Origin of the sequence: Clostridium sp. BL-8 (genome assembly GCF_002006495.1) — a bacterium.
Classification (GTDB): Bacteria; Bacillota; Clostridia; order Clostridiales; family Clostridiaceae; genus Clostridium.
The window spans coordinates 17,336-31,887 of sequence record NZ_LZZL01000036.1; the positions used below are offsets into that span (position 1 = coordinate 17,336).

At 30.2% G+C, this 14,552-nt stretch carries 17 protein-coding genes; 2 read left to right on the forward strand and 15 right to left on the reverse strand.

All coding sequences use genetic code 11. The annotated features are described in order from the left end of the window. Window positions 1-82: 82 nt before the first annotated feature. The 3 genes from hcp to nudC all read right to left on the reverse strand — a co-directional run bounded on the left by hcp (window position 83) and on the right by nudC (window position 3,823). Complete coding sequence (hcp, locus tag CLOBL_RS13550; protein ID WP_077859529.1) at window positions 83-1,786, reverse strand: hydroxylamine reductase; 1,704 nt, start codon at window positions 1,784-1,786, stop codon at window positions 83-85. 194 nt (window positions 1,787-1,980) lie between these two features. Next, a complete protein-coding gene (locus CLOBL_RS13555) occupies window positions 1,981-2,931 on the reverse strand; it encodes an L-lactate dehydrogenase (RefSeq protein WP_077859530.1) in 951 nt (316 codons plus the stop codon). A gap of 70 nt (window positions 2,932-3,001) precedes the next feature. After that, window positions 3,002-3,823, reverse strand: coding sequence for an NAD(+) diphosphatase (nudC, locus tag CLOBL_RS13560; RefSeq protein ID WP_077859531.1), 822 nt, complete (start codon window positions 3,821-3,823; stop codon window positions 3,002-3,004). A gap of 313 nt (window positions 3,824-4,136) precedes the next feature. Between nudC and CLOBL_RS13565 the strand changes: the two genes are divergently transcribed. Further along, window positions 4,137-4,748 carry a hypothetical protein gene (locus CLOBL_RS13565; protein WP_077859532.1) on the forward strand — a complete coding sequence of 204 codons (612 nt, stop codon included), beginning with the start codon at window positions 4,137-4,139 and terminating at the stop codon, window positions 4,746-4,748. A 66-nt stretch (window positions 4,749-4,814) separates the two neighbouring features. Here the strand turns inward: CLOBL_RS13565 and CLOBL_RS28025 are convergent, their stop codons facing one another. Continuing rightward, window positions 4,815-4,985, reverse strand: coding sequence for a hypothetical protein (locus tag CLOBL_RS28025; protein WP_179117753.1), 171 nt, complete (start codon window positions 4,983-4,985; stop codon window positions 4,815-4,817). Between the two features lie 97 nt (window positions 4,986-5,082). Then, window positions 5,083-5,553 (reverse strand): N-acetylmuramoyl-L-alanine amidase family protein, encoded by a 471-nt coding sequence (locus CLOBL_RS13570; RefSeq protein WP_077859533.1) that lies wholly within the window; start codon window positions 5,551-5,553, stop codon window positions 5,083-5,085. A gap of 308 nt (window positions 5,554-5,861) precedes the next feature. Here CLOBL_RS13570 and CLOBL_RS13575 point away from each other — a divergent pair, with 308 nt between their 5' ends. Then, window positions 5,862-6,269, forward strand: coding sequence for a secondary thiamine-phosphate synthase enzyme YjbQ (locus tag CLOBL_RS13575; RefSeq protein WP_077859534.1), 408 nt, complete (start codon window positions 5,862-5,864; stop codon window positions 6,267-6,269). A 173-nt stretch (window positions 6,270-6,442) separates the two neighbouring features. On the opposite strand, the gene CLOBL_RS13580 is transcribed toward CLOBL_RS13575, so the two are convergent. The 10 genes from CLOBL_RS13580 to rfbB all read right to left on the reverse strand — a co-directional run bounded on the left by CLOBL_RS13580 (window position 6,443) and on the right by rfbB (window position 14,525). After that, a complete protein-coding gene (locus tag CLOBL_RS13580) occupies window positions 6,443-6,646 on the reverse strand; it encodes a heavy metal-associated domain-containing protein (protein WP_009169254.1) in 204 nt (67 codons plus the stop codon). Window positions 6,647-6,823: 177 nt separating this feature from the next. Then, entirely contained in the window at window positions 6,824-7,393 is a 570-nt protein-coding gene (locus CLOBL_RS13585; RefSeq protein WP_077859535.1) for a nitroreductase family protein, read from the reverse strand. Between the two features lie 16 nt (window positions 7,394-7,409). Beyond that, window positions 7,410-8,090, reverse strand: coding sequence for a GTP pyrophosphokinase family protein (locus CLOBL_RS13590; RefSeq protein ID WP_077859536.1), 681 nt, complete (start codon window positions 8,088-8,090; stop codon window positions 7,410-7,412). Window positions 8,091-8,208: 118 nt separating this feature from the next. Beyond that, complete coding sequence (locus CLOBL_RS13595; protein WP_242953841.1) at window positions 8,209-8,829, reverse strand: SH3 domain-containing protein; 621 nt, start codon at window positions 8,827-8,829, stop codon at window positions 8,209-8,211. A 430-nt stretch (window positions 8,830-9,259) separates the two neighbouring features. Next, window positions 9,260-10,039: an endonuclease/exonuclease/phosphatase family protein gene (locus CLOBL_RS13600; protein ID WP_077859538.1), complete on the reverse strand. Its 780-nt coding sequence runs from the start codon at window positions 10,037-10,039 to the stop codon at window positions 9,260-9,262. A gap of 108 nt (window positions 10,040-10,147) precedes the next feature. After that, entirely contained in the window at window positions 10,148-10,570 is a 423-nt protein-coding gene (locus CLOBL_RS13605) for a phage tail protein (RefSeq protein ID WP_077859539.1), read from the reverse strand. A gap of 181 nt (window positions 10,571-10,751) precedes the next feature. Next, a complete protein-coding gene (locus CLOBL_RS28525; RefSeq protein ID WP_242953838.1) occupies window positions 10,752-11,150 on the reverse strand; it encodes a hypothetical protein in 399 nt (132 codons plus the stop codon). A 14-nt stretch (window positions 11,151-11,164) separates the two neighbouring features. Further along, window positions 11,165-12,229: a UPF0236 family protein gene (locus CLOBL_RS13610; protein WP_242953839.1), complete on the reverse strand. Its 1,065-nt coding sequence runs from the start codon at window positions 12,227-12,229 to the stop codon at window positions 11,165-11,167. Window positions 12,230-12,654: 425 nt separating this feature from the next. Next, window positions 12,655-13,305 (reverse strand): HAD family hydrolase, encoded by a 651-nt coding sequence (locus CLOBL_RS13615; RefSeq protein ID WP_077859540.1) that lies wholly within the window; start codon window positions 13,303-13,305, stop codon window positions 12,655-12,657. Between the two features lie 167 nt (window positions 13,306-13,472). Continuing rightward, window positions 13,473-14,525 (reverse strand): dTDP-glucose 4,6-dehydratase, encoded by a 1,053-nt coding sequence (gene rfbB, locus CLOBL_RS13620; protein WP_077859541.1) that lies wholly within the window; start codon window positions 14,523-14,525, stop codon window positions 13,473-13,475. Window positions 14,526-14,552: the final 27 nt, after the last annotated feature.

The following is a 14,552-nucleotide window of genomic DNA, read 5'->3' on the forward strand; positions in this document are numbered from 1 at the left end:
GGATTATATATAAATGAGATTTTGAGAGAGCTAATTTATTTGTACTAATCAATTTGACCAGCTTTTTATAAGATAATACTTTTTATGCTTCCATGAACATCTTCATATCATCGTCAACATTTGTGATTCCACCAATTCCAAAGTTATCAACTAATACTTTCGCAACGTTTGGTGAAAGGAATGCTGGAAGTGTTGGTCCTAAGTGAATGTTCTTAACCCCTAAGTGTAATAATGATAATAGTACTATTACAGCTTTTTGTTCATACCAAGCTATGTTGTATGATATAGGTAATTCATTTACACTCTTTAAGCCAAATACTTCTTGAAGCTTAAGTGCTATAACAACTAATGAATATGAATCATTACATTGTCCTGCATCTAATACTCTTGGAATTCCTCCAATATCACCTAAGTTTAATTTATTGTATTTATATTTAGCACAACCGGCAGTTAAAATAACTGTGTCTTGTGGTAACTTTTGTGCAAATTCTGCATAATAATCTCTTGATTTTGCTCTTCCATCGCAGCCAGCCATTACAAAGAATCTCTTTATAGCGCCTGATTTAACAGCATCAACAACTTTATCAGCTAATGCTAAAACTTGATTATGAGCAAATCCACCAACTATTTGTCCTTTTTCTATTTCTGTAGGTGCTTTGCATTTCTTAGCCATTTCTATAACTTTAGAAAAATCTTTTGTTCCATCAGCCTTAGCTTCTATATGAGCACATCCTGGCATTCCTGTTGCACCTGTTGTAAATAATCTATTCTTGTAAGAATCCTTTGGAATAACTATACAGTTTGTAGTCATAAGGATTGGTCCATTGAATTTTTCAAATTCTTCCTTTTGTTTCCACCATGCATTACCATAATTTCCTGCAAAATGTGAATACTTCTTAAATTTTGGATAATATTGTCCAGCAAGCATTTCTCCATGAGTATATACATCTACTCCTGTACCTTCTGTTTGCGCAAGTAGCATTTCTAAATCTCTTAAATCATGTCCTGAGATTAATATTCCTGGATTAGTTCTAACTCCAATATCTACAGTTGTTATTTCAGGATGTCCATAACTTTCTGTGTTAGCTTTATCAAGTAATGCCATACCATCTACACCAAATTTACCAGCTTCAAGTGCAAGAGCAACATAGTCGTCAGCACTTAATGTATCATCTATTGTAGCTGCTAATGCTTTTGCCATAAATGCATGAACTTCTTCATTATTATATTTTAAATTCATTGCATGCTTCATATAAGCAGATAATCCTTTTAATCCGTAAGTTATAAGCTCTCTTAAGCTTCTTATATCTTCATTTTCTGTTGCAAGAACTCCAACTTTTTCAGCTTTAGCATCAAATTCTATAGTATTATCACCAGTCCAAGTTACAGCATCTGGTGCAATAACTTCTGTAGTTTGCCCTCCAAATATTTTCTTGAAGAACCCTCCACTTACTTTAACTTCTCCAACTTGACCGCCAGCTTTAACAACTTTAGCTTTTAATTCTTCTCTTATTTTTAAAGTTTCTTTTACTCTATCTAAAATAGAATCTCTATCAAAATTAGCATTAGTAATTGTTGTAAATAGATTTTCTACTATAAATTTATCAACTTTAGCGTCCGTAACATTTACTTTTCTTCCTTCATTACTTACTATAGCTAGTCCTTTAGTTGCATATATTAATAAGTCTTGAGCTTTTGCTACATACTCATCCTTACCGCATACTCCTACTTTAGTACAGCCTTTACATCCAGCTGTTTCTTGACATTGATAACAAAACATTGACATATTATGCCCTCCTATTTTTTATATAAAATATTAATAATTTCTTTTCTTGTTTCTTGCCTTTGACATTTTAGAGTTTACTATATTCCATTAATGATTTCTGTAACATCCGTTACTAATTTATAATTTTCTACAATAAGAAAAAAGCTTGAATTCTATTATTCAGAATCCAAACTCTCTTTTTTATGTTTCTAGATTTATAATTTTAGTTTTTTATTATATTCTCTTATAATATCAATAGATTTCTTTAATTCTACCATTTCATCCTCAGACAAATGATATTCAACTAGTTCTTTGACTCCCTGGCTGTTTAAGACAGCTGGCACACCTGCATATACTTCTTTTTCATCATATTCTCCATTAAGCATTGCAGATACAGGAATAACTTTATTTTCATCATGCAATACTGCTTTAATAATTTGGACTGTAGTCGCAGCAATTCCAAAAGTAGTGGCACCTTTTGCATTCACAATTCTATATGCTATCATCTTTATATCTTCTGATATAGAATTTATATTAAACGATTCTAATCTCATTTTATTATCATTAAGAATATCTAAAAATCGCTTACCACCTACTGTGACTTGACTCCAAGGAATTATTTGAGAATCTCCATGCTCTCCCATACATAATGCATGCACACTTTGAGGATCAACGTTCATAGTATCTGCTAAATGATATTTTAATCGTGCAGAATCTAATGCTGTACCTGTACCAATAATTTTATTTGCTGGAAGTCCTGAAAGTTTATGTACATAATATGACATAACATCTACAGGATTTGTTATTACAACAATAATTCCTGAAAATCCACTTGCCATAATAGCTGGAACAATACTCTCCATTATTCCTGCTGCTTTTTCCATCATATCTAGCCTTGTCTGACCTGTAATATAAGGTAATGCAGCTGCAATTACTACTAAATCTGCATCTTCGCAGTCTGAGTATTCACCATTTTTAACTCTCATTTTGTTCCCACTATATCCTAGAGAATGCTGCAGGTCAGTTGCTTCTGCCCATGATTTTTCCTTATTAATATCAATTAATATGAGATCATCACATACATGATTCATTACTATATCAAATGCTACTGCTGCTCCAACAGCCCCTGTACCAACAACTACTACTTTGCTTCTACCGATTGCCATATATATCCCCCTTATATAACTTATTTATAAATATTATATTCCCAAATATTAAAACTTAATATGTTTATTACTATTCATTTTTCTCAAGAAACTTATCTATTAAATTCCTCGCAAGACTAAACTTTAGCGGTAAATTAGGAAAAGTGTCTTTTGAAAACCAACCTGCATCTGTTATTTCCTCTCCATCTACCTTTATTTCACCAGATTCATATTCTGCAAAAAAACCAAGCATCAAGGAATTCGGGAATGGCCAAGGTGAGCTCTTATAATATTCAACATTCTTTACTTTTATTCCGACTTCCTCAAAAATCTCCCTCTTTACTGCACTCTCTAAATCTTCCCCAGCCTCAACAAATCCTGCAATTAAACTATACATATTATCCTTAAATCCACTATTATGAGCGAGAAGTATCTCATCTCCTTTTGTAATTGCAACTATTATTGCTGGGCAGATAACTGGATACATTACATTATTACAGCTTGGACAAATTTTAGCCATTTCATCTTTCTTATTTTCCGTTTTAGAACCGCATTTACCACAAAATCTATGAGTTTTATCCCAATTTAATATTTGATTGGCTCTGCCTGCTATTAAAAATAATTCTTCATCTCCTAATATTCCAATATCTCTTAAAGAAATTAACTCAAAATCCCTATGTAAATTTAATTCTGACTGAGCTTCTATAGCAAAACAAGCCTTTCCATCAAACTCTCCAATAAAAAAATCATCTTTGATCTTAACATTTAGCTTATTAATTTCATCATAATTAGGAATAATTAAATTTTCCCCTTCTCTTTTGACTAATAGATTACCTTTAGACATTGTAAAATATAAATCTTTATCTGTAGGTTCCTTCGTCATATCAGATACTATCCTAAATTTAGCATTCATCTTTGTTTAATCCTTTCGTTTCATCCATTTATTTCAATATATCATATTTCGTAAATAAAATAATTTCTTTTAAAATTATAGCATTAATTTAAGCTTTATGTGTATACATACATAATTAAATTTAAGAATACATAAAGAGATACACTTAATTTAGTTTTAACGTCTTCTTTACTCTTTTATAAATTCAAATTAATGATTATGTCATAATATATTAGTATAAGGGCATAATCAAAATATAATCTACCTATATGCTTAATATCTTTGATTTATTATTTGATTTATATTCTAAAAGCTATTTAAAGGCGGTGCTAAAATGCAGACTAAAAAATTAACTATTTATACTTATAATATCAACATAGGCTCAAAAATCATGAAACGATTTAATTCATCAAAGGGAACAACTCTTTTAATAATCTTGTTTGTTTTTTTATTCCTAGCTCTTTCTTTTGAATTTATTTTTAATTCTTATAAAATATTTAACAGCGCTAGCAATAGAGAAACCTATGTTGCAAATTTTAAGTCAGATATTAATAGTCTTAGTGAAACAGCAGCTATGATTGAATCAGAAAGAGAATTAAATGATTCCTCTAAAATAAACAGCTTTGGCTCTGATGGGGAAATACTACCTATAAATGAATTAAAACCAGATTTAAAATCAGCATTAACTAAAATTGCAGATGTAAATAATGATGGTACTTTATCTAATGAAGAAATATCAGATCTGAAAATAATGAAACTAAAACCAAACGTTTATGAACAGGAACTTAAAGAAGCTCAATTTCCTTTAAGATCATCAGACTGTAATTTGAAAAATTATGTCATTATAACTGAAGGCAAATACGCAGGTACAATACTTTATAATGGTCCTTTAAAATTCATTGATAATGATAATATTCGATATTTTGGATTAGAATTACACAATTAAATGCTTTTTATAATAATTAAGGGTAGATTAAACCATTAATAGAGTTTAATCTACCCTTAATTATTACTATTCAGCCCGCAAGAATTTTTCATAGCTTTCTATTTTATCCTCTCTGTTATTCTTTTTTAACCAGCTATTGTATTTTCCTATATTTTCTTCTAATGTTTTTAACTTTAATTTGTTACTTGTCTCCTTCTTCATTTCCACATACATATTAATTTTAATTATATTTCCCATACATACCACCTCCTTCTTAATTATAATACATCTTAAATTTGAGTTTTTGGTACTATAATTCAAAAGGACAAAAAATCATGCTTCGCTAGTATAATTACTATTTTCTATGATGGCCGCCTTCTATCCAAGCCCCATCCGGTCCTAAATAATATGAACCAACATATATATCTTTAACCATTATCCCTGATGTATTTAAGTAATATAAGTTGCCTTTATATTCAAGCCATCCTGTTACCATTTCACCCGAATCATTTAAATAATACCAATCTCCTTTATCCTGAATCCACCCTGTTAACATTTTTCCAGTACGTGTATCTAGATAATACCACTTTCCTTCACTTTTAATCCAGCCTGTTTGCTTCATGCCAAAATCATCTAAATAATACCAAGTTCCACCATCATTGTACCAACCAGTTTGTATTGAAGGGCCGCTATAATAACGCCAACTGCCATTAACACTTGTCCATCCATCTGCCTTGGCTTCTATCTCATTTACCCCTCCAAAGGTAAATATTCCAGTCAAAGTAATTAAAGTTATTAATACTTTTTTTAATATTCCATCTTGCATCGCTTTATCATCCTCTCTATATTATAAAATTAATTACTATTATTTTTATTAACATAACTTATAAAATAGAATTGATCTTTGAATATAAGACATGGTAATCAGAATTTTTCAGCTTAGAATATAATTTCTAATATAATTTTTTATAACTTTATCTAATGATAACATACCATTCACTCTCATTACAAATTTTCCCTTAAAAATATAACATTTTTACAATTTCACGCTATTTTTTCCTGAACCCCTTTATATGTTGAGGTATTTAATATATTATTATATTATAATTAAATGTATTGTTAGGGGGGTTTTTTATGTCTAACTTATTTAAACATTCTATTGAGGTTAATCCAAGGCAAGCAATGGTAAATATTACTTCCTATGTGAAGGAAGACATTAGAAATGCAAAAATAGAAAACGGTATTGTAGTAGTTTATTGTCCTCATACAACTGCTGGAATTACAATAAATGAAAATGCTGACCCTGATGTAGTTCATGATTTAATATATGGTTTTGAAAAAACATATCCATCTAGTGATTCTAATTACAAACATTTTGAAGGAAATTCTCATGCCCATTTAAAATCATCTACAATTGGCTCATCCCAAACTTTCATATTAAATAATGGAAATTTAATCTTAGGCAGATGGCAAGATATATATTTTTGCGAGTTTGATGGACCAAGAGATAGAATTTTCTATGTAAAAATATTAGAAGGTTAAGCAAATATAGATATACAACTTTGAACTTAGACTTATGTGATAACTTACATAAATCACTTGTGATTTTTATAACAATTCACAAGTGATTTATGATACTAATTATTAAATTTGTGCCTCAAAACTGAATCTATTGATTAATATTGCACTCCTCTTTAATTTAAAATAATATATCTTCACTCAGCATGATGGCCTGTATTTTCTATGCAGCTTTTTATTTCTTCCTGTGTAGCTGGAGTATTATATATTACTTCAACACTCCCACGTGCAAGATCTACGCATACTTTATTTACACCTTCAATTTTTTCTAATGCATTTTTTATTTGCGTCTTCATATTCTCATTTGCCAATCCATCAACTATATAATGTTCTCTTTCCATACACACTCTTCTCCTTTATTTTAAAGTTACAAGTATAGTATATTCAAAATCATTTTTTATATTTAGACATATTCAAAAAATAACAAGTTAGAATTCTAATCTATTTCTTCAGCTACTTTTTTATCTGATTCAAAATAGAAACATCCTTCTAAACTTGCTATCTTATTATATGGTATATTAATTTAATATTAATTCATCTAGAGTTCTTTTTGGCACATGATGTACTTGCTTCTCATCTCTCCAATATTTAACATCTCCAGATTTATCTATAGTTTCAATAACTACTTCTTCCTTTGGATATCCCAGTGCAACAACCAAAGATATTTCATATTTTTCATCTAAAGAAATACTCTCTCTTAAGTGCTTTCTATCGATATTTGCAATAATACATCCCCCAAAGCCTTTTTCAACAGCACCAAGTAATATACTTTGAACTGCTATTCCTTCATCTTGAGGCATGCCGCTTCCAAATGTAGTATCTCTAACAACAACTATATAGGCACTTGGTTTTTCTCCATCTTCTGGACCATCCCAATCCTTATAATATCCAGCCCAAAATATACATTTGCTTATTTTATCATTTTCTTCCTCTGAATTTGATAAAACAAACCTTAAAGTTTGTTTATTGGCACCTGAAGGCGAAAGTCTAGCTAAATCCACTAAATCTTTTAAAGTATCCCTTTCAATAGATTTTTCTTGATGAAATCTTCTATATGATCTATTTTTTAATACAAGTTCTTTGATCATTTCTAACATCTCCTATCTATCTTAACTTTTCAACTTCTTTATGTATATCTTGCATCCTCATATCTGTAGATGCTATGAGCTCTGCACATTCTTTTAAATCTTGTGTAATATGTGCTGGACTTTCTCCCGATGTTTTGTAATATAGCTTATGTTCAAGGCTTGCCCAAAAATCCATTGCTATTGTTCTAATCTGTACCTCTACCCTAACCGGCTCTACATGATCTGAGAAAAATATAGGAACCTCCACTACTAAATGAAGACTTCTATAACCATTAGGCTTCGGACTTTTTATATAGTCTTTTTCTTCAATTAACTTAATATCATCCTGTCTTATAAGCATATTAGCTATATCATATATATCACCAACAAAAGAACAAATAACTCTTATCCCAGCAATATCATTTAAATTTTTCTTAGCAGACTTAATACTCATTTCAAAGCCTTTACGTCTAAGCTTCTCCATAATACTATTTGGAGTTTTAACTCTGGATTTCATGTATTCTATTGGATTTCTTTTTCTTTTAATCTTAAGTTCATCGTCTAAAATATCTAATTTAGTCTTAACCTCTTTTATTGCTGAACGGTATATAAGTAAAGTTTCACTGATTTCTTCTATTCTCTCTTCAATCATGTCTGGAGATAAAATTTTATCACCTATTTCCAAAGTGATCTTGTCATTTTCGTTTAATTGACTCATAAGATTCTTGTCCTCCCTGATTTTTAAAAGACTCTTTCTAATAAATAATACATCTAACTCTTTATGTATTCCTTATACTATCACCATTTTAATTTAATCTAAGAGAAACTTCAAGTTACTATTCTTTTGTTAAAAAAATTAATGCTTTTTTTCTGCCAAATTTCTCAACTTGCTCATGAGTTGGCAGCCAGACATCTATTATATAAGTCCCATCGTTTTTAACCACAACAGCTCCGCCTCTGTCTTCAACCTTAAATATACCATCCTTCTTATAATCTTCTAATTCTGGAATGAAAACTTCACTTCCTAATGGAATTTCCTTTGGTGCCGCAACAACGCCAACTCTAGTATGCGTCTGCATTGCTGTCTCTGATCCCCATGCTTCTGAGCATATAGCACAATTACAGTACGCTGTTAATTCTACTTTAATAGGTATAGGAATTGAAAACATCGGCTTATTTTTATGTATTTCCTCATAAGTTAAGTTAGGAGGCTTTTCATCATATTCTTCAACATAATCTTTTTTCACATATCCGACTGCATCTTTATACTTTATCTTATACCAATCATCATCTTTCCCTAAAATGTCAAATGTCATTCCATTATATAAATAATCATCTGCAGGACTTTCTAAATCCGGTTTATCTCTAATACACAAATTAGATTCGACATTTATTACTTGTCCATACTTTTTGGTTACTGTAGCAATACTTACAGCCGTTTCTTTATTATTACTCAAATTACCATTTGCAGTATCAGCCGACTTATTTGAGCCGCTTTTACTGGCATTACTATTTGCCGAATCATTTGAATTATTAGCATTATCATTAGACGTACTACTGGATTTATCATTATTTTTTTGCTCAACAGAATTATTAGTTACATCACTAAATACAACCTTGCAATAACCCGCTAATCCTCCTAGAACTATTGCTACACATATATATGTTATACATACATATTTCTCTAACTTTGACAATAACTCATTCCCCTTTATTCCCTAAATTAATCAACTTCTTTACAATACATTCTATTATATCATATTTTTTCACCATTATAGTTCTCATGCTACTTATTACATTATTTAGTAATTCACTTTTTATTTAATAGTAATTTAAAAAGCACTTAATCTCAATGATTAAGTGCTTTTATACAGAACCATATTATTTTTACAATTTTATTTTTATGTCCGCCATTAACGGATAATGGTCTGACGGATATTTCCCATCAACGTTATACTTAACTATCTCCGCACTGATTACCTCTATTTCTTCTGATACAAATATGTAATCAATATGAACTCCTCTTTTAGTTCTTTTAAATTTGTCCCTTGTGGCTTCGCTATATAAAACTTTATTTATATCTTGTACTGGTGTTAATTTTTTTCTTGAAAATTTTCCGTCTTTAAAGTTTTTTATAAGCTTGCTATCTGGAGTGTCATTAAAATCACCCATTAATATAATAGGAAGCTTTTCTCTTTTTTCTTCCCCCTCTATAATCTCCATGAGCTTTTTTAATTGATATTCTCTAGTCTGCGGGAAAAAATTATCTAAATGAGAGTTACAAATTCTAATTTTTTTATTTTCATCAAGCTTTACCACAGCCATTGTACATATTCTAGGCAAATATGATCTCCATATGCGGCTCCCAACTTTGCTAGGAGTTTCAGACAACCAGAATGTATTTTGCTCTTGTATAGTATACTTTTCTGAAATCAAAAAATTATTTCTTTCTGAAGAGATTTTTTTACTGCGTGCTTCTCCAATAATATTATATCTCTTAACGTTTTTCTTTATATCCATAAACATATTATACTTAACTTCCTGAATTCCAATAATATCGCACCCACATTCATTCATAATATAATAAACCATATCTTTTCGCATATCCCAGCTATTGTTAAAATCAAAAAAACTATCCCGTCTTAGATTAAATGTCATTACTCTCATTTAGCACCTTCTTTTGGCATTATTCAAAAACAACAAGTCAATCCGCCTGCCTATTTTCTTTCAATTCATTAAATACTTATGAATAAAACTTAAATTTCATCATAGCTCTTAATTGTTATCATATACTACACTTGTTCCTGTTGTAGTTTCACTAGTTATAATTGCAGGAGCTGTAAAATCATATTTTTTGTTTTCAACTGTAGCTGAATCTAATACTAGTTTACCGTTTGCATCAAAGTAATACCAAAATCCTCCATTCCATAACCAGCATTTATTAGCCATTATTCCATTTGACCAGAAATAATACCAATTTCCGTTATCCTCCATCCAGCCTTTCGCCATAGTTCCATTGTTTCCAAAGTTATACCAATTATTATCAATATACTTCCAACCTTTTGCCTGTACACCCTTTTCTACCCAAGTCCAATTATTTTCATACTTATCTTGTTTCCACTCTGCTGAAGCACCTATAGATGTAATACCTATTGCTGATACAGCAATCAATAAAGACAAAACTAATTTCCTTATCATTTTATTTCTCCCCTCTTAATTTCAAAATTATTTAACTATAATTATATTACAATTTATTCAATACATTTGCAAATAAATCCAAATTCGTTTGAGTCAAGTATAAGTTGGCAATAATTTTATTTGATTTATTATCCATTATTTTACAGTATCTTTTTAGAATTTCCCTACCCATAATTTATACCTAACTATAACTAATATCACTAAATGATTTTATTCCACACAAATCACGTATTATTTTTCTACTTAATGTTGTGGCAGCTCCGCTGTACGGAATTTGTGCACTATTGCACTTATACACCTTACACTTATTAGATTCTTTATGTGCTTGAAATACTGTTAATGGCAATTTTGCAACTACTGTATCAATAACATTATCTGGAATAATATTTCTATAGATTTTATCCACAGTATCAAATAGTCTATCACTAAATTTTTCAGATAATATTTTAGATAAATTATCTGCACCATTAATAGACCAGCTCATTTTTCTGCCCTTCATTCTTTGAGCTAATACATCACAAATATTATGTTCCATTGTACCTAGATTTTTGTATTTTATGCCTTCCGGAGCCGTAGGCATATCTATGTCACTTCTTAATTTAACGGTATTAATCCATCTCTATTATGAGCTAAGTAATCATATAACTCAGCAAGCTTCTTAAATGCAGTATCTTCTTCATTTGTAAGTATCATCATATTTACAATGCTTTCTAGACCTTCATCAGCTTTACCTTCTCTAAATAGTTTTAGCAATTGCTTTTGAGTTCTTTTATCACTTACCTTACGTATAATTGCCTGGCTTACATGAAATAGATCTAATTGAAAATTAATGTCTTGATCCTCACAAGTTGCTTTAATCCACCTTGCTCCATCACCGTTTAATATTCTAGTTTGAATTTCATCTACATTGTATTTTTCTGAAATTGTTGCACTAGCAAGCTTTTTAAAGTAGTTAGAATTGCTAAAGCTTGCACAAACAGTTTTATCAACAACCACATATTCCTTTTTGCTCCCTGGACGTAAAGTCCAGCCGGTATATGATACTGCTAGTTTTAACTCTTTCTTTTTATTTTTCCCTTTTGGTCTGTCCTTACCTTGAAGGTATAACCAAACTCCATCTTGCTCTTGAAACAATACTGGTACTTCCTTTTTTCCTTTTAAAGCACCTTTCTCATTTAATTCAATCTTACGATTTTCTAGTTCTTTAATCTTTTCTCCAAGTGTTTGAACTATGTTCCAAACGCCTTGAGCACTAATATATTGATTACACATAGTTTTAATATTCTCAGATGTCTTTCTAAAAGAAACCTCCGCCACGTTAGTTAAAATAGTTTCTACGAGATTTATCGACACATTTCCTATAGTGTCCATCCCTAAATACTCATCCAAAAGATATTTAGTTGCTTTTTTACCATCTTCAAGTTTAAATTCATAAATACGCCTAGAATATTCTACATTCCCCATAATAGTCCTCAAACAAGTTTGCTTACGACCTTTATTACGATAAACCTTGCTATCTCTTTCATTAAGTAATTTTTCATCCAAAGACTCTAATATACTTTTTAATGCATTGCAAGCTTCATCACAAGCATATTTATAAATTCTTTTCTCTAACTCCTTGAAAGTAAAGCCATTATCATTTAAACTAAATTGGTACATAAATTCATCTCCATTCAATTTTGTCTAGCAACTTAATTATAATGGATAATTTATGTATCGGGGAGATGCTTTTGCATCTCCTTTATTATTTATATAGTATTCTTTACTATCTTTGCCTACTAAAATTATACTCTAACTCCAAATTCTCATGAATCTACATGTCTAATACCTATTTAAAATTGGGCGCATAAAAAGAAATATATGAAAAGTAAAATGATTTTATCTTTACTTTTCATATATATTTCTCTGTTAATTAGGCATATGAAAGAAAATAACAAGTCCAAAATGTCATGATTATTTTTCATCAGACGAAGAAGTAGATTGGGCTCATAGCCGAGCCTATTAGTGCAATCTGCTGATGAAGTATTATGAAAAATAGGCTTGGCAGATGGGCTTGTTATTTTTTTGATTATGCCTTAAATCCTTTATATAAGCATATTCAATAATAGATGAGGATCCTTTGCTATATAATCCGCCCTAGCTTGAGTAAGTTCTACTACGTCTCCATATCCATAAAGTACACCTATCACTTTAATGTTATTTTCTTTTGCGCCAATAACATCGTGCTCTCTGTCTCCTATCATAATAACCTTTGATAAGTCTGATATCTCGGCTCCTTCTAATGCATATTTTATGACATCACCTTTATTTACTCTCGTCTCTTCAAAATCAGCTCCTGCCACAAACTCAAAGTAGCTATCTATTTTAAAATATTTTAATATTTGTTTTGCATACACTTCAGGCTTTGAGGTAGCAAGAATAATCTTTTTATTATTTTTTTTAAGAGTCTCCAAAAGCTCTATTATTCCATCATATAAGCTATTCTCATAAATACCTTTATCTGCATAGCGCTCTCTATATTTTTTCATTCCAAGCTCTGCCTTTTCATCATCAAAATTATAAAATTTCTTAAAAGAATCCTTTAAAGGTGGTCCAATAAACTTATTTAGTTCCTTAAGGTCATTTACCGATATACCAAAATACTCCAAAGCATATTGGACAGATTTTGTTATTCCTTCTCCTGAATCAGTAAGTGTTCCATCCAAGTCAAATAATATGTATTCAAAATTGTTCAAGTAAAACTTCCTCCTTGTATCTATACAATTAAATTGTCTAAATAAATTATATCATATATTAAAATATCATAAATGAGAATGTATATGAACCCTCTGCTGATATAAATAAAAGAACGCTTAATCTCATGATAAAACGCTCTTTTCTGCTTAAATTTAATTTTCTTTAATTATTGTTTATACATTTTTTCATAGTATTGTTTATAATCACCGGAGGTAACATTTTTCATCCATTCTTTATTATCTAAATACCATTTAATAGTCTTTTTAATCCCAACTTCAAAGCTAGTTTCAGGATACCAGCCTAATTCTTTTTTTATTTTATCTGGAGCTATCCCATACCTTCTGTCATGACCTTTTCTATCTTTAACATATTTTATTAAATCTTCAGTTACCTTTTGATCCACATTCTTGTTTATATATGATATAACCGTCTTCACTATTTGAATATTGGTCCTTTCATTATGACCTCCAATATTATAGACTTCCCCAACTCGTCCATTATTAATAACCATATCAATAGCCTTAGCATGATCTTTAACGAAAAGCCAATCTCTTATATTCATTCCGTCTCCATAGACCGGTATATTTTTATGATTTAAACAATTATTAATTAATAGAGGTATTAATTTTTCCGGAAATTGAAATGGTCCATAATTATTTGAGCACCTTGTTATATTTATTGGCATTTTATAGGTATCATAATATGCTTTAACCATTAGATCCGAACTCGCCTTGCTTGCTGAATACGGGCTGTGTGGATCTAGTGGTGTTGTTTCAACAAAAAATCCATCAGGTCCTAATGACCCATACACTTCATCAGTTGATACCTGCAGAAACTTAACTCCATTTTTAAATCCCTCTTTTGTCTCCCATGCATCTTTTGCACAATTAAGCATATTAACCGTACCTAACACATTTGTTTTGGCAAATATCTCTGGTTCCATTATGCTCCTATCTACATGAGATTCTGCTGCAAAATGGACAACATAGTTAATTTCATGTTTTTTGAAAATATCTGCAATTAACACTTTATCACAAATATCTCCTTGGATGAATTTATATCTCTTATCATTCTCTATTTCTTTAAGATTTTCTAAATTACCTGCATAAGTCAATTTATCTAAGTTGATTATATTAATTTCTTTGTACTTATTTAGCATATATAAAATGAAATTCGATCCTATGAAACCTGCACCGCCTGTAACTAAGTAAGTTTTCATTCTACTAACTCCTTTATTCTATCTATA